The sequence below is a fragment of the Gracilimonas sediminicola genome (assembly GCF_024320785.1).
GTDB classification, from domain to species: domain Bacteria; phylum Bacteroidota; class Rhodothermia; order Balneolales; family Balneolaceae; genus Gracilimonas; species Gracilimonas sediminicola.
In genome coordinates this window covers 522537-543058 of record NZ_JANDBC010000002.1, presented here as the reverse complement: position 1 = coordinate 543058, position 20522 = coordinate 522537, and the positions used below count along the sequence as shown (strand labels likewise).

At 43.9% G+C, this 20522-nt stretch carries 20 protein-coding genes; 11 read left to right on the top strand and 9 right to left on the bottom strand.

All coding sequences use genetic code 11. From position 1 onward, the window contains the following. The 3 genes from NM125_RS12210 (at position 1) to NM125_RS12200 (ending at position 2430) form a co-directional block, all read left to right on the top strand. A complete protein-coding gene (locus NM125_RS12210) occupies positions 1-387 on the top strand; it encodes an SxtJ family membrane protein (protein ID WP_255135220.1) in 387 nt (128 codons plus the stop codon). After that, the gene (locus NM125_RS12205) at positions 381-1061 is read left to right on the top strand and encodes an outer membrane beta-barrel protein (RefSeq protein ID WP_255135219.1); all 681 of its coding nucleotides are present in this window, start codon (positions 381-383) and stop codon (positions 1059-1061) included. The genes NM125_RS12210 and NM125_RS12205 overlap by 7 nt, the downstream gene beginning before the upstream one ends. A 175-nt stretch (positions 1062-1236) precedes the next feature. Beyond that, positions 1237-2430, top strand: a complete 1194-nt coding sequence (locus NM125_RS12200) for a carboxypeptidase-like regulatory domain-containing protein (RefSeq protein WP_255135218.1) — start codon at positions 1237-1239, stop codon at positions 2428-2430. A gap of 2 nt (positions 2431-2432) precedes the next feature. Here NM125_RS12200 and msrB read toward each other — a convergent pair whose 3' ends face one another. The 3 genes from msrB to ftsH are packed head-to-tail and all read right to left on the bottom strand — an operon-like array spanning position 2433 to position 5771. Further along, the gene (gene msrB, locus NM125_RS12195) at positions 2433-2885 is read right to left on the bottom strand and encodes a peptide-methionine (R)-S-oxide reductase MsrB (protein WP_255135217.1); all 453 of its coding nucleotides are present in this window, start codon (positions 2883-2885) and stop codon (positions 2433-2435) included. Positions 2886-2902: 17 nt separating this feature from the next. Continuing rightward, on the bottom strand, positions 2903-3793 hold the full coding sequence (locus tag NM125_RS12190) for an N-acetylmuramoyl-L-alanine amidase-like domain-containing protein (RefSeq protein ID WP_255135216.1): 891 nt from the start codon (positions 3791-3793) through the stop codon (positions 2903-2905). 58 nt (positions 3794-3851) lie between these two features. Next, positions 3852-5771, bottom strand: a complete 1920-nt coding sequence (gene ftsH, locus NM125_RS12185) for an ATP-dependent zinc metalloprotease FtsH (RefSeq protein WP_255135215.1) — start codon at positions 5769-5771, stop codon at positions 3852-3854. Positions 5772-6155: 384 nt separating this feature from the next. On the opposite strand from ftsH, the gene NM125_RS12180 reads away from it, so the two are divergent. Next, positions 6156-8573, top strand: coding sequence for a two-component regulator propeller domain-containing protein (locus NM125_RS12180; RefSeq protein ID WP_255135214.1), 2418 nt, complete (start codon positions 6156-6158; stop codon positions 8571-8573). A gap of 75 nt (positions 8574-8648) precedes the next feature. Here NM125_RS12180 and glmM read toward each other — a convergent pair whose 3' ends face one another. From glmM to NM125_RS12160, 4 genes are read right to left on the bottom strand one after another with little or no spacing between them, the layout of a single operon-like run. Further along, positions 8649-9998, bottom strand: a complete 1350-nt coding sequence (gene glmM / locus NM125_RS12175; RefSeq protein ID WP_255135213.1) for a phosphoglucosamine mutase — start codon at positions 9996-9998, stop codon at positions 8649-8651. 6 nt (positions 9999-10004) lie between these two features. Then, entirely contained in the window at positions 10005-12008 is a 2004-nt protein-coding gene (locus tag NM125_RS12170) for an SGNH/GDSL hydrolase family protein (protein WP_255135212.1), read from the bottom strand. A 2-nt stretch (positions 12009-12010) separates the two neighbouring features. Then, positions 12011-12556: a cob(I)yrinic acid a,c-diamide adenosyltransferase gene (locus NM125_RS12165; protein ID WP_255135211.1), complete on the bottom strand. Its 546-nt coding sequence runs from the start codon at positions 12554-12556 to the stop codon at positions 12011-12013. Positions 12557-12599: 43 nt separating this feature from the next. Next, positions 12600-13214: an IMPACT family protein gene (locus tag NM125_RS12160; RefSeq protein ID WP_255135210.1), complete on the bottom strand. Its 615-nt coding sequence runs from the start codon at positions 13212-13214 to the stop codon at positions 12600-12602. 295 nt (positions 13215-13509) lie between these two features. Between NM125_RS12160 and NM125_RS12155 the strand changes: the two genes are divergently transcribed. The 5 genes from NM125_RS12155 (at position 13510) to NM125_RS12135 (ending at position 17857) form a co-directional block, all read left to right on the top strand. After that, a complete protein-coding gene (locus tag NM125_RS12155) occupies positions 13510-14229 on the top strand; it encodes a succinate dehydrogenase cytochrome b subunit (RefSeq protein ID WP_255135209.1) in 720 nt (239 codons plus the stop codon). Positions 14230-14262: 33 nt separating this feature from the next. Next, positions 14263-16185: a fumarate reductase/succinate dehydrogenase flavoprotein subunit gene (locus NM125_RS12150; protein ID WP_255135208.1), complete on the top strand. Its 1923-nt coding sequence runs from the start codon at positions 14263-14265 to the stop codon at positions 16183-16185. Between the two features lie 128 nt (positions 16186-16313). Further along, entirely contained in the window at positions 16314-17072 is a 759-nt protein-coding gene (locus NM125_RS12145) for a succinate dehydrogenase/fumarate reductase iron-sulfur subunit (protein WP_255135207.1), read from the top strand. A gap of 154 nt (positions 17073-17226) precedes the next feature. Then, the gene (locus NM125_RS12140) at positions 17227-17484 is read left to right on the top strand and encodes a hypothetical protein (RefSeq protein WP_255135206.1); all 258 of its coding nucleotides are present in this window, start codon (positions 17227-17229) and stop codon (positions 17482-17484) included. Between the two features lies 1 nt (position 17485). Beyond that, complete coding sequence (locus NM125_RS12135) at positions 17486-17857, top strand: hypothetical protein (RefSeq protein WP_255135205.1); 372 nt, start codon at positions 17486-17488, stop codon at positions 17855-17857. Positions 17858-17864: 7 nt separating this feature from the next. On the opposite strand, the gene NM125_RS12130 is transcribed toward NM125_RS12135, so the two are convergent. After that, complete coding sequence (locus tag NM125_RS12130; RefSeq protein WP_255135204.1) at positions 17865-19013, bottom strand: aminotransferase class V-fold PLP-dependent enzyme; 1149 nt, start codon at positions 19011-19013, stop codon at positions 17865-17867. A gap of 78 nt (positions 19014-19091) precedes the next feature. Between NM125_RS12130 and NM125_RS12125 the strand changes: the two genes are divergently transcribed. Together NM125_RS12125 and NM125_RS12120 are read left to right on the top strand one after the other, a co-directional pair. Next, positions 19092-19568, top strand: coding sequence for a GNAT family N-acetyltransferase (locus NM125_RS12125; RefSeq protein WP_255135203.1), 477 nt, complete (start codon positions 19092-19094; stop codon positions 19566-19568). A gap of 91 nt (positions 19569-19659) precedes the next feature. After that, complete coding sequence (locus NM125_RS12120; RefSeq protein ID WP_255135201.1) at positions 19660-20211, top strand: fasciclin domain-containing protein; 552 nt, start codon at positions 19660-19662, stop codon at positions 20209-20211. A gap of 71 nt (positions 20212-20282) precedes the next feature. On the opposite strand, the gene NM125_RS12115 is transcribed toward NM125_RS12120, so the two are convergent. Next, a complete protein-coding gene (locus tag NM125_RS12115; RefSeq protein ID WP_255135200.1) occupies positions 20283-20513 on the bottom strand; it encodes a hypothetical protein in 231 nt (76 codons plus the stop codon). Positions 20514-20522 lie beyond the last annotated feature (9 nt).

The following is a 20522-nucleotide window of genomic DNA, read 5'->3' as shown; positions in this document are numbered from 1 at the left end:
ATGCTGGAACCTCGATCTCTCGAATTTATCAAGGAAGATCCGTCAACACCCAAAACACAGTTGGTGATTGTAACCGGGTTTCTGGTACTGGCCGCTATCTTTGATAGTGAAGTCATCGCCTACCTTGCTTTAATAGTTGGGTTGTTGTCTTTTATCCCGCCCATTGGCGATAGAATAGTTTGGGGATGGTACAAACTGGCTGAAGGACTGGGTTGGTTCAATTCCCGGGTATTACTTTCGCTGGTTTATTATCTCGTAGTAACCCCCATTGCCCTGTTGTTTCGGTTGTTCGGGAATGATCCGCTGTTGTTGAAAGACACCAAAGGAAGTATGTATAACTACCGCGAACATACCTACACAAAAGAAGATCTGGAAAACCCGTGGTAAAGAGAATTGTTTTAGTTGCTGTGCTCGCGTTTATATGTATCAGTTCCGGTTTTGCACAGCAAAAGATTGAACTGAGCATTGAAGCAGGACCGAATTTCGGCAACATCATTCAGCATGAAAGCAATGAATATGAATCTAATTTCGGTTCGGGGTTTCAGGGAGGTGTGGGACTGATTTACCGTATCAATCCCAAAGTTCACATCCAGACAGGTGTTGGGTTTTCGCAGGTGAATTTGAGCAGAGATTATGATTCAGATCCATATCAACGAGAGGGAGGACCTCAACTTCCGGCAATCATCCCTATGGATTACGAATTTATGCTGATTGATGTGCCGGTAGAAGCCGGTTACTCGTTGCGTTTTGGTGATGTTGAGGCAGGTTTTCAAGGGAGTCTTCGCCCCACATTTGTAACCGCGGTAAATAACGAACGTTACTTGTTCCGGGATGAAGACGGGGTTGCACAGTTAGAGCTGGATATCTCGGATGAAATGAAATCTTTTATTTTGATGGGAGAAGCCGGGGTTCAAATCCGCTATAGCCTGGATGAAAACACATCAGCTTTTGGTGGTTTTAAAGCCGGCTACGATCTGACAGGTATTCAGAAAAATAACGCCGGTAACGGACACCTGTTCAGGGCCGGATTTACATTAGGGCTGGCAATCAGCCTCTTTTAATCGGGTTTTCTGTGAACAAGCTGAGTTTAAATTTATATTTAAAATATTGAAAAACCCGAAAATGAGGAGCGAAAGAAATGCTAATTTCTTAACGCTATAAACGATAGTAAACACTATTAAAGCGCTGATTATTACTATTATAAATTGATTCCACAAAGCTAAGTATTAACAACATATGTATATTAAAAGCAGATATCTGCTCTTCCTAATTATTATTTCCTTCATCACAGTATCCTGCACCAGTGGATATAAAGTAATCAGTGAAACGGCCTCACTGCCTAAAACTCAGTTTACAGGAACAGTTTTAGAGAAAGAAAGCAGTGAGCCTATTGCAGATGCAAAAGTTTGGGTAGAGGGTACAACCATTCATACTTTTACAGATAAGGATGGCGTTTTCTCATTAGCTGTACCAAGGGGATATTATGAGATACATGTAAAGGCAGCTGGGTTTGAAGGAGATCAAACAAGAGCTGCGATCGAGAACTCTGATGGAAGGATTCACGATTTTGTTCTTGAGAATCAGCTAAGCAGAGGAGGGTATACTGACTCTAATGAAGTATCATCATTTCCTGATGAAGGGCAGAGCGAAAAGAGTAATAGGCAGAAGGAAATTGCAAGTAAAGAACAGAAAATTAATAAGTTCATTAGCTATTATATTAATGACAATTTAGACTGTGAGCTTGTGAATCCCCAGGCACTTACTTTCACAGATTACGATGAAGAAACGCTGTGGGTTAAGGGGCCCATTGATCTTACCGTTTTGAATAGAGACCTTGGCTATAAGATTAGCATAACTCTAAACGAATATGTTTCGAAAGAATACAGTGGAATTATCGGTTTAAATATAGATGCGGATTATTTCTTCGAAGAAATGACCCCGAAGAATCAGGAACAAGCAGAAACCTGGGAGAAAAATCGCCTCACATATTTTAATGGTTCATTACGCCACTTTTTGATAGCCATGGCCAGCGATAAATCTCCGCTATATTTTGGGTACCGACTTTATTCGGGGCAGTTTGTTAACAATACATCAGCTATGGCTTACTCTTCCTCAAACGTTACGGATGTTGAGAAGCAAAAATACGAAGTGGTTTTTCCGAATAATCTGAACGGGAATAACATTTTGAAGTTTGAAGATGAGATGAGGATAGAATACGTCAATAAAGAGGTGGTAGATCCTAATAATATCATGGGGTTGGACATGTATAAACATCAAACATCCTGGATAACATTAAACTCTGAGAATGTGGAGTTTTCAGATACCGGTTTCTTTGAAAGTCCACGAGCTGTAGAAATAAAGGGAGTTTGGCGATATACTCCGGTATGTAAAATGGTTCCCGGCGATTACCTTCCTGAAATAGAGAAATAACCTTATTTATCTTCCTCTACTTTCTCCAGGCTAACGGCATTCATGCAATAGCGAAGACCACTGGGTTCAGGTCCGTCGGGAAAAACGTGCCCTAAATGCGCGTCACAAACATTGCAAAGAGCTTCTATTCGTACCATGCCGTGTGAGGTGTCCATTTCATATTTCACAGCACTTTCTTCTACAGGCTGGGTGAAGGAAGGCCATCCGGAGCTGCTTTCGAATTTAGAAGTCCCGTCGAAGAGTTCGGTGCCGCAGCAAACGCAGGCATATAAACCGGGATCAAACCGATAGCACATGTCGCTGGATCCGGGGCGTTCCGTCCCTTTTAGCCGGGTGATGGCGAATTGTTCATCCGTGAGTTCCTGTTTCCATTCTTCCTCGGTCTTCTCAACTCGGCGGCTTGGATTGGGAGTACCATTTTTTGCAAAATCTTTAAGGTCTTTCCAGGTAAGCATTCTTAAGCGTGTTTAAATCAATTTATAGTATCCACCGGACGTGCAATCATGATTCCGGTATTTTTTGAATTTGGTTTGAGGAAGGAACTCAGCGGCTCATCAGAAACTTCAACCTTCAGGTTCGATTGTGAAGCATGCATCAGGTGCAGTTTGCCTTCAACTTCTACCAGAACACCAACGTGAGCTACATCCAGGCCTTCAATGCTGGTTGTAAGCCCGATGATATCCCCCTCACGTAACAGATGCATTTTGTCTTCAATTTCTTCCTTGGGGATATAGAAATAATTCTTGCCGGATATTTCCTTCTCCTGATCAGCAACAACAGAAATGAAAGCAGGGTTTCGTTGAAGGTGCTTGTAGCTATCGGGATGCGTTGACATAAAATTAACCTCCACGTCCAGCGGGGTACCAAAACTGTCGGCCGGGGTGGTTACAAGATTGTTGGCGGCATTATTATAAATCCAGTCGCTGAAATAGTGCAGACGGGTAGGGTAATCTCCTTTCTTCCCATCACGATACCGGATGTTTTCAAGTTCCAGAGTGTATCGTTCAAAGGTTGCCTGATCAGATTTTAAGGTTCGAGCCAAAGCAAGGAGGTTTTCTGCATAGGTAGTGCAGTCTAAATCCCTCAAATTGACAATCAGCTTCTCTTCGTCGGTTACTTCCAGGGCATGTGCTACATACTCATTCCCCAAAAAATACCGCCCGATATCCGGAATCAGCTTATGGATGGGCTGATCTTTTTGGGGCTCAAACTGTTGGATGATGTCCGAAAAGATGGCAACGTCCTGCTGCGTATATACGATATCATCAGGTAGTTTTTGCTCTAAAGTATCGGTATTCTGGGCAAAAGCATTGCTGCTCAAAGCCAAAATACATACGGCCAGGAAAGTCAGGTTTGTTTTCACAACTGTGGAATTTAATTTTGCTGTTCTCACCAATAGTAAGAATTAATTTGGTAACAGATTATTGTGTTTTGTCTGATTCAGACTTCTCAAGCAACTCATCTACTTCTTTACCTGAAATCTCCTCTTTTTGAAGAAGCAGATTGGCGACTTTATCTAATACTTCATGGTTTTCTTTAAGAGTATTCAGGGCACGGTTGAATGCCTCTTCTGATATTTTCTGAACTTCTTCGTCAATTTCCCGGGCGGTGGAATCGCTGTATTCCCGCTGGCGACTCATATCCCTTCCCAGAAATACTTCCTGTTCTTCGCTCCCGAAGGAGACATGTCCGAAACGGTCGCTCATGCCTAAGTCCAGCACCATTTTTCGGGAAAGTTTAGCGACCTGCTTCAGGTCGTCCTGAGCTCCACTGGTTGATGTTTCAAAAATGAGGTCTTCAGCGGCTCTTCCACCCATTATTACCGCTAATCGGTCGAGGAGATATTCTCTTTTATAAATGTATTTCTCTTTCTCCGGCAGCTGCTGGGTTACGCCCATTGCTTTGCCCCGGGGTATGATTGTGACCTTGTGGATGGGATCGGAGTGGGGCAAAATAGCTGCCACCAGCGCATGTCCTGCCTCATGATAGGCCAGCATTTTCTTCTCGTCGTCATCAATGGTGATGCCATCTCGTTCAAGTCCCATCAGCACTTTATCACGAGCCTGGTCGATATCATCCATCACAATTTCCTTCCGTTTATTTCGGCCGGCATACAGCGAGGCTTCATTAAGCAGGTTTTCCAGGTCGGCACCGCTGAACCCGGGTGTACTCCGGGCAATCTGCTCTAAATCCACGTCTTCTGCGAACGGCTTTCCTTTGGCGTGAATTTTAAGAATCTCGTGCCGGGCCGATTGTTTGGGCAGGTTTACAGTGATTCGCCGGTCAAATCTTCCGGGTCGAAGCAGTGCTTTATCCAAAATGTCCGGACGATTGGTTGCGGCCATAACCACTACGCTTTCGGTGGGCTCAAAACCGTCCAGCTCCGAGAGTAATTGATTCAGGGTTTGCTCGCGCTCATCATGTCCACCGCCAAGTCCGGCACCGCGCCTCCGGCCAATGGAGTCAATTTCATCAATGAAAATAATGCTGGGGGAGGTTTTCTTCGCTTTTTCAAACATATCGCGGACCCGCTTAGCTCCAACCCCAACAAACATTTCCATGAAATCGGAACCGGAAATACTGTAGAATGGGACATCGGCCTCACCCGCTGCGGCTTTAGCCATCAAGGTTTTACCGGTACCGGGAGGCCCCACCATCAGCAATCCCTTGGGTAATTTAGCTCCGATTTCCTTAAACCGGTCCGGTTCTTTTAAAAACTCTATAATTTCCTGGAGCTCTTTTTTGGCATTGTCGAGGCCTGCCACATCATCGAAGGTAGTGTCTTGTTTCTCCGGTTCCTGCAGTTTGGCTTTGCTTTTCCCGATATTGAAAATTCCCTGGCTTTGAGATTTCATCCGCTGGTAAAACATGAAGCCCATAAATAAAATGAACAGTATGGGAAGGGTGATCAGGACGATGTACCACCAGTCATAGTCAGATTCTGGACGGGCGGAAATGGCTACATCATATTTCTCAAGTTGGGCGTATAAGTTGTCATCACCAAAAGAGGGGATGTAGGTGGAGAAGTTTTTTGACTGAAGGGTATCGTCTTCAGATATATTCAAAACCTGTGGAGACTTGAATTCTCCCTGAATATAATCTCCCTGAACCCGGACGCGCTCTACATTTCCATTATTAAGTTGTTTTCTAAACTCAGAATATTCTATTTCAGCGGAGCCGGTAAACCCATCTCCAGACATGTACCAGTTATAAAACAGTGCAATAACGATCAGCCAGAGCAGGGCGCTGGTCCAGCTGAAATTACCCGGTCTTTGTTGGGGAGACCATTTCCCGGTTTTCTTTTTCTTTTCTCTCTGCTTTTCCTGTTTTTCTTCAGACAAATTAGGTGTAATATTTAATTATTGTTCTAACAAAATCATTGTATTTGCATTAGTTAGAACAATAAATGAAGGCGATTTAGTTTCTTTAAGCTACTTGGTCTTAATACTGGAGTCGATTTATTGGTTTCTATTTAATTTTTGATCAAAGGAGAGATTGCTCAACAACATGGAAGCGCCATCTTTCGGTTCCTCTTGTTATACGCATGAAATTGCTACTTTTCAAAGCACAACTGGACGTAGAAAAAGCATAAAAACTACACAACCATGCGTTTTTTAATAGGTTGAAGTTGTTTTTTTTACAATCGTTAAATTATTAAGGGGATTTCTAAATTCTATCGGAATATTCTGATATAGATATTTAGATCTAATAAAAAAGGGGTACACATGAATCATTTAAAGTTTCTACTTTCAACTATAATTATCTCTGTATTCTGCGTTACAGCTTCACAGGCGCAGAAGAAGACCACGTCTTTTGAAGAGATGATAGAGGAAAGAAAAGCATTGATGAATGCGGAAGCGTATCAAAATAGGTCTTCCAATATATTCACTCGAGTTGCTCAACGGTCTAAAATAACTGACAACTATAACATGCAGTATACACCACGCAATACTGGCGATAATGAGTTGTCTTCATTTTTTATAGATAACACCTTTGTGGATAGTCAAGGGCGTTATTTTTTTCAAGCGAATTTTCATGGCAATTATGCAGTAGATATACTGGATAATGGAGTTTGGAGTCACTTAGATGCAGGAGAAGAGCTGGAGGCTCGCGTAAATGTATTTGCTGAAGACAGCGAGGGAAATATTTGGGTGGGTATAGACACAGGTTTACAAAAGTTTAACAGCGATCTAACCAGTGTAGATGCACTAACATTCAATACTGAAGATACCCTCTCAGATCGTGTGAGAAATATCGCATTTGATGGGAATGGTGCTATGTGGCTGGCCAGCAGGCCGTACATTCAGACTGAATATGTTGGCAGTGGCATTGATTTCGATACTACGTATTACACCAGCGTGATTGCTGTTCTTGATCCCGAAACCAATTCTGTAACAGATACAGTAACAAGTGTACAAGAATTGGTTGATGCTGAAGATGGAGTCAGAGACTTCACTGTAGATGGAGCTGGTGATGTATGGGCAGCAACTTCTGACGGCGTAATAGTATATTCTTCTGCCAGTTTATCACCGACTCACATATATACGAGTGGTAATAGTGGTCTGCCGGTAAATAATGTAATTGGACTGGAAACGGATCAGAATGGAGATATTTGGGTGGCCTTTCATCCCGATTCAGCAACTGTAGTAGCTCACTTTGACGGAACTAATTGGACAAGCTTTGATGAAACTGATATTCCTTCGGGTGAATGTAGTAGTCTTACATTTGGCTCTGGTAATCAATTGTATTGTGGCGGAGAAGCTGTGTACATGTATGACGGTTCTTCTTGGTCTGAACTAACCGGAGTATCAGATAAAGGAGAAACGCTTGAAGGAATAAGACAAATTGCTTCCAATCAAAATGGAGTAGATATCTTTAATCATCGCCCCGGCGCTTTTATACACGATGGAGGAGATTGGGAATATTTGTCTTCTCATACCGATAATGGCCTTCCGGGGAACCCTGCATTTGCGGTAGAAGCTGATTCGGATGGTGGATTTTGGTCCGGTGGTTTTTTTGGCACTACCTATTATGATGGAAACACGTGGACGTACTACGATGAAAGTGATGGCTTATCAGATCGGTATTCCTGGAAAATATATGCGGCATCAGATGGCACTGTTTGGTTTGGTACCAATGGAAATATGAGTTACCTAAAAGATGGGGAGATTTCTATTGTTGATGAGTACAGCGGCTTTTATGGAGAAGGTATTTACGAAGATCGGGATGGAAATATCTGGATGGGAAGTTATTCTACCAGTTATGAGGATACGAGCTACTCAGAATCTGCAGGAATTTTAATGTTTGATGGCACAGATTACACCCTTTTTCCTCGGGATTCTTCTACCATTGGTACTGTAATTTTAGATTTTGCGCAAGGTCCGGATGATATGATATATGCACTATCAGCTGGTTTTACATCTAACGAGTTAATTCGTTACGATGGACAAAATTGGTCAGTCTGGCAACCTGATACAAGTATAATTAGAATCGGGTATTCGAAATTGGCTACAGACAATGAGCATAATCTTTGGTTTGTAGCTCAAGATACGTCTAATGCTTTCAAATTGATGAAGTGGGATGGAGATGATCTTGCAAGATTTAGTATGCCTGCCGATGTAGGTTGTTGGAGTGGCGCCGAAGCATTAGAGGCCGATATTGAAGGAAATATTTGGGTTGATTGTTCAACGACTGTTGCCATATTCAAAGTTGCCGAAGAAAGCTGGGTAACTCACGAACTTCCTGCAGGAAGAATCTATGACATTAGCCATAATGCAAATGGTACCACATGGGTAGGAACATACACAGGAGCAGGTATTTACGAGTTTAATACTCAAAGAGCAGTATCTGTTGAAGATGTAGCTTCAACTACGCCAGAGCAGTTTGAGTTGAAACAAAATTATCCCAACCCTTTCAACCCAACAACAACTATTGGATACGATTTACCCGCCAACAACCAGGTGACACTTAAAGTGTATGACTTGTTAGGAAGGGAAGTAGCTACACTGATTAATTCCCAGCGGCAATCAGCCGGGCATCACCAGATTTCTTTTAACGCTTCCAGCTTAGCAAGTGGAATGTATATTTACCGGTTAGAAAGCAATACCTTTACAGCAACAAAGAAAATGATGCTGATTAAATAAAAGACTACTCAATAAAGAAAACCGACTATCCTGAGCAGGGTAGTCGGTTTTTTTATGCCTTTTTCAAAAATCCGTTTACTTCAACAAATCAAAAATCTTCCCGGCAAATGCTTTGGCTGCTTCCGGTGATTTCCCTTCTGAGTAAATACGGATAATAGGTTCGGTATTTGATTTCCGAAGATGAACCCAGCCTTCGGCAAAGTCTATTTTCACCCCGTCTACTGTGTTGGGATCCAGACTGGAGAAGTGTTCCTCAACCATTTCGAGCACTTCATCAGCATCTTTGCCAAGCTCATCCAGCTGGATTTTATTCTTGCTCATGAAGTAATCCGGCAGCGTGGCTCTGTATTCGGATGAACTCATGTCTTTTTCGGTAAGCAGCTGCAGCACCATGGCTATTCCGACCAGTGCATCCCGGCCGTAATGCAGATCCGGACAAATAACTCCGCCGTTTCCTTCACCACCAATAACGGCATCTTGTTCCTGCATCACTTTTACTACGTTAATTTCACCTACTGCAGAGCGGTAACAGGTTTGGTCATACTCGCGGGCAACATCATCAGAAACCCGGGATGAAGACAGGTTGGTGGCACAAGGGCCGGGCTTTTTGTTTAGTATAAAATCAAAGGCTGCGGCTTGGGTATATTCTTCTCCAAAAAGCTTCCCGTTGTTATCTACCAGGGCAAGCCGGTCGGCATCGGGATCGGTTACCACTCCCAGATCAACCTGTTTCTCTTTAACCAAATCACAGATTTCGGTGAGATGTTCGGGCAATGGTTCCGGGTTATGGGGAAACAAACCGTTAGGGGTGCAGTGGATTTTATGAACCGTTTTCACTCCCAGTTTTTCTAACAGCCTTGGGATGGCTTCAGAGCCGGCGCCGTTTACTGCATCAACGGCCACAGAGAAATCCCTGTCAGCAATTTTGTCAGCATGGATGTATGGCAGGTCTAATATCTTTTCGATGTGGTGATCCAGTAGATCTCCGTCCTCCCGAATAACGCCAATTTTATCGTACGGTTGATATTCAAACTGCTCACTTTCCGAAATGCGAATAACCTCATTCCCCTGATCGGCATCCAGGAATTCACTTTTGCTGTTCAATAATTTGAGCGCATTCCACTGAGCCGGGTTATGGCTGGCAGAAATAATGATTCCACCCGCGGCTTTATGTTTCAGGACGCCCATCGCTACCGTAGGGGTAGGCACAACGCCGACCTTGATAACATCACAACCCACCGATGCCAGGGTGGCCGCGATGATGTCTTCACAAATTTTACCTGTCACACGGGAATCTCTTCCCACAACAACGGTTCCGCCTTTCAGCCAGGTTCCGTAGGCAGCTGTAAATCGGGTTAAGTTTTGCGGGGTGAGATCGGTTCCAAAAATGCCCCGGATGCCCGAGACGGATATCATTAATGCCATGATGAATTAGTTTCTTCTTGAGTTTAAAATTCGTTCGAGTTGCTGCTTCCACTGCTGAATGCCGGGATAGTTGGGATTGAGTTCAATTACCCGGTTCGCAATTTCCAGCGCTTTATCAAATTCACGATTGGTTCCATAAGCCCCGGAAAGATTATACAACATCTGCGGGTCTTTAGGATTGATTTGCCGGGATTCTTCCAGGAAACGGATAGCTTCTTCCGCATTACCCTTGTTCAGTTCAATAGAGCCCAGCATTTTGGTGATGAAAGCCTCACGGGGAGCCAGTTCATAAGCTTTCCTCAGATAAGGTTCTGCATCAGTAAAATTATTTTGATTGATTAGCATCCGGGCGGCAAAAACGTAGGGAGAGTCGTTCCAGGGTTGATTTCGAATCAGCCCTTTGTATTCAAGCAGCGCTTTGTCAATCTCTCCCTGATTTTGGAAGTAATTCCCCAGCTCCACCTTGGCTGCATCCCACCGAATGTTTTTATGAACCACTCCAAAGGCGAGGCTGTCAACCATTCCTTCCGGCTCATAATTAAACTGATAGGGGGTTTCTCTGCCGTCAATCACAAAAGGAAATCCTTGCTTAAGAGTTCGAAGCCGGTGGTGCACAATTCTGTTGTCAAAGTCTGAGATATACATCTCATCAAAGTAAGAATCAGTGGTTAATCCCCCAGGAGAAGCAAATCCCTGTTTTGCCAAGTCACCCAATAGGGTTTCTGCAAAACTTTTTCCCATTAAAAAATATCCTTTTTGGTTGGGATGAAGGTGTTCCAGCATCAGGCTGTTCCCAATGATGCCATCCGTGGAGGCTTCTTCAAAAGCACTATGAACCGGAACTAATGTTGTATTGGGATAAGAAGCGGGCAGTGAGTTTATGATCTTGTTGATATCCGAAGGGGCCCGGAATTTGAGTCCGTCCAGGTCTTTGGCGTACTCAAATTGCTCTTTGGCTGAAGTAGTATCGCCGCTTTGGTACATTGATGTTGCTTCCTGGTAAATCTCATCAGCCGGAGGATTTTGATCCTCTTCAATTGAAACAAAAGGCGGCTGGTCTTTTACGTTACTGGCAATGGTTGAGAGGTAAACCGGTACATCCGCATCGGCAAACTTTTGAACGATCGCTTCCATGTTACTCCGAAACTGAATCATAGCCAGTTCATATTCTGGTCCGTTTAGCTCTATAGATTGATCGCTGATTATCCGCTCCATCAGCGTGCCAGTGGTTGGTTCCTCATCACTTAATGTTGTTGCGATCCACTGTCCGGAATTCACAATCATTTCCCGCAACAGCATGAAAGTTTTGAACCGCTGAAGTTTTAAATAAAAGCGTACAAAACCGGGAAAGGCTCCCAGGTTCTCATTAGAACCGACCCCGAGAGCTCCGTAAAATTCGTTATGACCGGCATAAATCATTACAGCATCCGGTTTCTGTTCCAGGATTTCATCCACCTGATCGAAAAGGGTGTACGTGTTGATGGCTGAGGTTGCCACATTCACAACTTCCACTTTGCGGTCGGGAATGGCGTCGGTCAGCATGTCTTTTACAACTCTGGAGAAGGTTCCGTTATATCCATAAGGATATCCCGCTGCACTGGAACCGCCCATGGCAAAAACCCGAAAAGCATCCTCCGGTTTTTCCTGAAGAAATACATCGGAAGAGGGATTTGGAATGGTTTTGGTGTAAAAGAAATAGCGGGCCGCAAAATTCGGATTGGGCATATAGTATTCACCCTGTGGAATGTTCGGGTCAATGAACAGTTCCGTATTGCCCATGTAATCAACTCCGCGCAAAACAACTTCTAAAATGATAAAGAAGAGAACAGGGATGGATAACGTGATGGCGTAGAAAGCAGCTTTCTTTTTAAACGGAAGAGGTTCGCTGATTTCATTGATATAAGCCTGAACGTCTTCCTTATTCTGATTTAACTTTTCAGCAATTTCGGCAGCACTTTTCTTTTTGTGATGCTTCCGGATGTATGCTTTTGCCTTATTGGTCAGGGACATGCTTATCGGGCTGGAATCCAGGTTTTTTCTTCTGTTCCGGCTTCTTTGTTTTCAAACCGAGCCAGCACAAACAGGAAATCAGAGAGGCGGTTAATGTACATAATGGCCACTTCTGATATTTCTTCCTCGTGCCGGCATTCTACCGTAATGCGCTCAGCCCGGCGACAAACGGTTCGGGCAAAGTGAAGGGTAGAACCGGCTTCTGCGCCCCCCGGCAAAATAAAATTTTTGAGCGGCTCTAAGGTTTCCTCCATTTCATCAATGGCTTTCTCCAGAAACTCAACTTCCGATTGGCCAATTCGTTCAATCCGTACTTCTTTGGATTGTGGGGTTGCAAGATCGGCTCCCAATACAAAAAGCTGCTGCTGAACGGTTTCAATAAGTTCAGCGCCCTTCTCAGATAAACCGTAAGCTGCCGCCATTCCTAAAATGGAGTTCAGTTCATCCACAGTGCCGTAAGCATCTATACGCTTAGAGCTTTTGGATACACGCTGCCCGCCAAAGAGGGAGGTATTTCCGCTGTCGCCTTTCTTGGTGTAAATTTTCATAACATCCTTTTTTTAGAAAATAGGGGTTTGGATGGTAAGTTTCTTAACCGGCAATGAAATGTTCTTCCAGTTTCTTAAAAGTAATATTGAGATGCTCCATTCCTGCAAGTTCTTTTTCAAAGCGTGCGGCTGTTTCTATGGAACATGCAACTTTCAGGGTGATGTGCTCCAGGTACTCTGATTCCATCACTTTCAACCCAAAGCTGTTTATCAGCTGCTGAATGTTGTTTTCTACAGGGTAGGGGTACTGAATTTCGTAAAGCCGGACCGGTTTAATGGAAATTAATGAGGCTGCTTCGAGACATTGCCTGGCAGCCAACCCGTAAGCTTCAATTAATCCGGACTTCCCCAGTTTAGTGCCACCATAATACCTGACCACTACAATTCCCGCATTGATTACCTCGAAAGATTTAAGTTGATTCAGAATAGGGAGGCCTGCTGTGCCGGAAGGCTCTCCATCGTCGGTGCTGAATTCTTTGGGTTGAGCCGGGTTCATTCTCCAGCCATAGCAGTGGTGCGTGGCATCCGGGTATTTGGATTTGAGTGAATTCAACTGATCTGAAAAGGCGTCTTCCGTTTCGGCCGAAAACAGAAAGCCGAGGAACTTGGAGCCTCGCTCACGAAAACTGCTTTCTATGGAGTTTTTTATGCTAAACATGGTCTGGGCTTAATGTGCTGCAAAGGTAGCAGGTGTATGGGCGAAAGTCATGTTTCAAATTCAAAATCCGGGAGCGGAGTCAGAGGTTCGCGCAAACAAGTGGGGTTTATGGTATTAGAAGATTAAGTAACCAATGAAGGGTTTATTTAGAAGTAATCTGCCTTGTTATTCAGACTGGAAAAAGCGATTTTCACGGCGCAGCCAAGCTTTGCTGGAGTTTCACTATAAATTGAAACTAAGCTCAGTTACCCGCTGTTTTATTAGCACAAATTGAAATTATCTAAGACGCAATTACATGCCTTCTTTTATCAAAGCACTGAATTCTCAGGTGGGCCGAAAAATCATGACCGGTATCACGGGTATCGGGCTTATGTTGTTTTTGATCGGACACCTTGCCGGTAACCTCACAATTTTTGGGGAATCTCAAGCATTTAACGTTTACACTCACACGCTGGTAAGTTTAGGGCCTCTTCTTTACATAATTGAAGCCGGACTGGCATTCTTTTTTCTTTACCATGCAATTTTAGGTATTTCGATTTGGCTTCAGCGCAGAAAAGCCCGGCCGGAAGGGTATGATAAGTATCAAACCAAAGGCGGCCCCAGCCATCAGTCGCTGGCTTCCAGAAGCATGATCTGGACAGGGATCATAATATTGGTGTTTTTAGTATTTCATATCATGCATTTTAAATATGGATTATTCAGTCCTGATGAAGGTACAGTAATTCTTGAGTCGGCTGGTGGGGTTGAAGCAAGAAATTTAAGGGCATTGGTAATTGCTGAATTCCAGAAGCCGCTGATTGCATTTGGCTACATTGCGGTGCTATCACTGGTTATTCTTCACCTTTCCCATGGTGCCTGGAGTGCATTCACCTCACTGGGAATGAGACACGGTGAAACTTCCAAGAAAGTTCAGCTTGGCGCTTACATATTCGCCATCGTATTGATGCTTGGCTTTATATTCATACCGCTATACATCTTCCTTACCGGCGGACAAGGTTCACTCATCGCTTATTAAAGAGATTAAGTTTAAGACTATAGATTTAGGATTATGAAATTAGATTCAAAAGTACCCGGCGGACCGTTAGAAGAAAAATGGGATAAGCACATCAAGGACATCAAATTGGTGGCGCCCAACAACAAGCGGAAATTTGAAATTATTGTTGTAGGAACCGGATTGGCTGGTGGTGCTGCAGCAGCCAGTTTTGCTGAGCTGGGTTATAATGTTAGAAGCTTCTGTATTCAGGATTCAGCCCGGCGTGCCCACAGTATTGCGGCTCAGGGTGGAATTAATGCTGCCAAAAACTATCCGAATGATGGAGACAGCATCTGGCGTCTTTTTTATGATACCATCAAAGGCGGCGACTATCGCTCTCGCGAATCTAATGTGTATCGCCTTGCCCAGGTATCCAACGAAATTATTGATCAGGCCGTAGCTCAGGGTGTTCCTTTTGCCCGTGAGTATGGGGGTAACCTGGCTAACCGTTCTTTCGGTGGAGCACAGGTATCCCGAACATTTTACGCACGCGGACAAACCGGTCAGCAGTTGCTACTCGGTGCTTATCAGGCAATGATGCGTCAGGTTCACAACGGAAATATCAAATACCACCCGCGCCATGAAATGCTGGATGTTGTTGTAATTGACGGCCAGGCGCGTGGTATCATTACCCGTGACCTGGTTTCGGGTGAACTAAACAGATATGAAGCCGATGCGGTGGTTCTTGCTACCGGTGGCTATGGAAACGTATTCTATCTTTCTACAAACGCTAAAAATTCAAACGTAACAGCTGCATGGAGAGCTCACAAACGAGGAGCTGCTTTTGCCAACCCATGTTACGTTCAGGTTCACCCAACCTGTATTCCGGTTTCCGGCGACTATCAGTCAAAACTGACACTGATGAGTGAAAGTTTGAGAAATGATGGCCGGGTTTGGGTACCTAAGAAGAAAGGGGACGATCGCCATCCGAACGATATTCCCGAAGACGAACGATATTACTATCTCGAAGAGCGCTACCCAAGTTTTGGTAACCTTGTGCCTCGGGATGTGGCTTCCCGTAATGCCAAGATGGTTTGTGATGACGGACTGGGTGTTGGTGAAACAGGCCTGGCCGTGTATCTCGATTTCCGTGATGCCATCAAACGTGATGGACGAGAAACCATCGAATCTAAGTATGGTAACTTGTTTGAGATGTATGAAAACATCGCCGGTGAAAACCCATATGAGCGCCCGATGAGAATCTACCCGGCTGTTCACTATACCATGGGAGGTCTTTGGGTTGATTACAATCTACAGACAACCATTCCGGGACTTTATGCTGCCGGAGAAGCAAACTTCTCCGACCACGGCGCAAACCGACTCGGTGCAAGCGCATTGATGCAAGGACTTTCGGACGGATATTTCGTTCTGCCTTATACCATTGGTGATTACCTTGCAAAACAAGAGCCGGGCAAACGATACGGAACCGATCACAAAGCTTTTGAGGAAGCCGAAAATGCTGCTCAGTCTCAAATCGATAAACTCCTGAATATTGATGGTGACCGTACAATTATTGACTTCCACCGATCTTTAGGTAAGATCGTTTGGGACAAAATCGGGATCGCCCGAAATGCCGAAGGCTTGAAATCTGCCATCGAGGAAATTCGCGAACTCCGGGAAGAATTCTGGAAGAATGTGAAAGTACCCGGAGAGAAAAACAATTATAACAAATACCTGGAATTCGCCGGTCGTGTAGCCGATTTCTTTGAATTGGCAGAATTGATGGCTGAAGATGCGTTACAGCGTGAAGAATCAGCCGGATGTCACCTCCGCGAAGAGTATCAAACCGAAGAGGGGGAAGCATTGCGTAATGATGAGGATTTTTCATACGTAGCTGCCTGGGAATACAAAGGCCTGAATGGCAAACTGGAAGAAACCCTTCATAAAGAGAATCTTGAATTTGAATTCGTTGAGCTAAAACAACGTAGTTATAAATAGAGCCACTAAATCACGAAAACACAAAATTTAATGTTAAACCGGAAGAGCAATAACATGATTCAACGTATGATTTCTTACAGATTATACCCTTCGTGTTTTAGAGCTTTTGTGGCAAAAATTATTGCACTATGAGTAAAGAAATGACCATTCATCTTAAATACTGGAAGCAGAACGGCCCGAATGCGCAGGGATATTTTGAAGAGTACACGCTCGACAATGTCAACGAGCATATGTCTTTTCTGGAAATGCTTGACGTGCTCAACGAAGAGCTGATGCTGGAAGGCAAAGAGCCGGTTGAATTTGACTACGACTGCCGTGAGGGAATTTGCGGATCTTGTAATCTGGTAATAGACGGACGTGCACACGGACCGAAACATCGTGTTGCTGCTTGTCAGTTGCACATGCGTAATTACAGCGACGGTGATCATATCACCATTGAGCCACCAAGAGCTGCTTCCTTCCCGGTTATTAAAGATTTGGTAGTAGATCGCAGTGCTTTTGACCGGATCATTGAAGCTGGCGGATATGTATCTGTGAAAACAGGTTCTGCTGCCGAAGCAAATGCCATTCCGGTTGAAAAAGATAAAGCGGAAGCGGCCTTTGACTACGCTACCTGTATTGGTTGTGGAGCGTGTGTTGCTGCTTGCCCGAATGCTTCTGCATCGTTATTTACCGGAGCCAAAATTGCTCACCTAAACAAACTGCCGCAGGGCGAAGTTGAGCGTAAAGACCGCGTAGTAGCTATGGTTGACCAAATGAAAGAAGAGGGCTTTGGCGACTGCTCCAACTATGCAGAATGTGAAGCCGTTTGCCCGGTAGGGATCTCTATTTCAGCAATCGCCGAAATGCGCCGCGATTACATGAAAGCGGTGATGAGCGGAGATTGATGTACACTCTTCAACCATCAAATTTTGAAAAGGGTACGTGTTTTTAATACGTACCCTTTTTTGTTTTAGATCATCCTGAAATTTAACTTGTGGGATATCCCACCTTTCTATATCTTAGGTTTACTCCACTGAAATAAGTTGCTGGTGATTGTACTTGAACAAAAAAAATACATACGAAGCAAAATTAGACTCCAAAAAACGTGTCACAATACGTGGTGCTGAAACAGAGTACTACCATGTTATAGAGCATGAGGATGGTACTGTTGTTTTAAGTCCCAGAGTATTGGTACATCCTGATGAGGTCTCCAAGAAGTCTTATAAAATGATAGAAAAGGCAATTGAGAATCTGAATGATGGAAAAGTGTCTGAACCAATTGATATGGAGGAGTTAAAGAAGCTTCTGAAGGAGTAAAATGTTTACAATCAGATTTGGAGTTCCGGAAATGGAGGATTTTTGGAACGATCTAAAACTAAGAAAGAAGTCAAGGGGCCTTTCTAAAGATGAAGAAATTTTATTTAAGCAATTAGCTAAAGCTATTCAGTTTCTTGCAGCTAATCCCAGACACCCAGGTTTAAACTCTCATGAAATTGAACCGCTCTCGAAGAAATTCGGTCAGAAAGTCTTCCAATCTTACTTAGAGAATAATACCCCGGCCGCAGGAAGGATATTCTGGGTTTATGGTCCAAATAGAAAAGAGATCACGATTTTAGGAATTGAACCTCATCCCGAGGATAAAAAACGCGGTGCTTATGAAAGGATAAAGCTCTCAGATCTTCCTGAATAACCCAAATTTAGTTTGAGATTAACGCATCAACAAGCTTATCGAAATCCTGAGCAGTATTAAACACATTTGGTGAAACCCGGATGGAATCTCCCCGGAAGGAAACAAGGATGTTTTGCTCCTCGAAGGCAGATTTAATCTGACCCATATCATGTCCTTCCCCTAACCGAATTCCAAACAGGTGAGACGCCCTGTACTCAGGATCTTCAATTTTGAATCCGGCCGCTTTTAGTTTTTCAACAGGTCCGGCAATCAAATCCCGGCAATATTGCTGGATACTTTCCACGCCCCATTCATTAAGCTGCTGAACGGCTTTAAGCATCATCGGCACCAGTATGAAGTTACTGTGTTCACCAACTTCGTAGCGTAAAGCACCCGGTTGATATTGATCGTTGTAATTAACCAGGTTTGCAAAGTTTTCACTCTCGTAGCGATTGATCCAGTTTTCTTCTACCGGTTTTCCTTCATCCAGTGCAGGACCATAATAGGCAAGCCCGATAGAATAGGGTCCCATCAGCCATTTATACCCGGCGCAGACCAGGGCGTCAGGTTGAATTTCAGAAACATCGAAGGGCAGTGCTCCTACCGATTGCGTTCCGTCTATGGCAAGCCAGGCTCCCACTTCACGGGTTTGTTTTCGGATCGCTTTCAAATCAAACAATGTGCCATCGGCCCAGTGAATATTTCCCATGGCTACCAGCTTGGTCCGATCGTTGATGGCATTCAAAACTTTTTCATTCCAAACTTTACCCCGGTTCTCATGTTCTTTGGGGGGAGTGATGGTGATGATTTCACCCCCTTTTTCCTGAACCACTGACCGCCACGGATAGACATTGCTCGGAAATTGCTCACCGACTACAATGATGTTGTCTCCTTTGTTTATGGGAGCATTTCGGGCAACATTAGCCATCCCGTAAGAAACAGAAGGAATAACTACGATGCGTTTTGGATCTTTTGCATTAATAAGCTTGGCATATTCTTCACGGAGCTGATCCGTTTCACCGAAAAACTCTTCAGGTGAAATCTTAAAGGGATTGCGTTTTCGCTGTACTCCCCAAATCCCGGCTTCTTCAACAACTTTCAGCTGTGGCGACATGTACGCACAGTTCAGGTAAGTAACGGATTCATCGAGCTGGAAGTGAGATTTTTTACAGTCCATAGGTGGCTATTAAAATTAGTATGATTTAGGTTAGAGAACGTCGAAATTTCAGCTGTCAATTACCAAATTTTTTTGTTGATGAATATCAGGTTTGCTAAAAAAGAAGATCTTCCGGCAGTTCTCGTTATGAACGAAGCCTCTGTCCCTCATGTAACCAGTGAGGAGCTTTCGGAGATGGAGTATTACCAGAACAAGGCAAATCCATTTCTAATTGTAGAAGAAGAGGGAGAGCTGGCGGGATTCATGATTGTGCTTCAAAAAGGGCTGGACTATGAAAGCCTGAACTACAAGTTTTTCTGCACTAATTATGATGATTTCGATTATGTGGATCGCATCGTAATCTCGGGGAAGTTCAGAGGCAGAAAGTTAGGTACAGCTCTATATCAATATCTTGCCGAAAACTCAGATCAAAAGTATATAACCTGTGAAGTGAATCTTGAACCTCCTAATCCAAACTCGTTGGGATTTCATAAAGCGTTGGGGTTCAATAAAGTAGCAGAGCAAGTAACGGAAGAAGGAGAAAAGAGGGTGGCTCTGATGGTTAAAAGGTTGTAAAAGAGAAAATTTCTTTCTTTCAATTTGGAATGAAAGTTCTGGTTATAGGTTTATGAAGCTGACTATTCAATCATAATAAACCTAAAACACTATGAAATTCATGAAGAGAGTATCCGGAGTTTTTGCACTAATTTTTGCAATGCTCCTTTCAACTAATATAAAGGCACAGGACAGTGACATCGTTGATCTTGCTGTTGCCACTGATGAACTTTCAACCCTTGTTACAGCTGTACAAGCTGCAGGGTTGGTAGAGACGCTAAAGAGTGAAGGACCATTCACTGTTTTTGCACCGACGAATGCCGCATTCGAGGCCCTGCCGGAAGGCGTACTTGATATGCTATTGAAGCCGGAAAACAAAGATAAGTTGACGGCCGTACTTACCTATCATGTAGTACCTGCAGAAGTAATGTCTGGCGACCTGGAAGACGGTATGATGGCCGGTACGGTTCAGGGAAGTGAAGCTAAAATTACCCTTATGAACGGCAAAGCCACGGTTGACGGAGCTACAGTAATTATGGCTGATGTGAATGCCAGTAATGGTGTTGTTCATGTTATTGACCAGGTAATTTTACCTCCAAGCATAAAAGAGGCACTGGCTTCTGCTGAGAAGCAAAAGAAAGATAAGAAAGACAAAGACTGGTAAGTTAGAAACCAGACAGGACCATCCAGGCCGGAGTTGAGTGACGCCGGCCTTTTTTATTGGTTGGCAATTAATCAGCTTTCATCGGGAAGTGCTTCAAACTCCTGCCGTTTCTTCTCCATCCACTGCTGCATAGCTTCCGGATCATTCATCATTTCAGACATCTCTTGCATAGCCTGAAGGTGATCAACGTCACCCTGTTTAAACATTTCAGTTCCGTGCTGCCGGCTTAACTCAGCAATTTCTTCAAAGGTTTTTGCGGTAAATTCCTGATCACAGGCTCCGCCCAGTTGTTTACAGGTCATGGTTTTCAT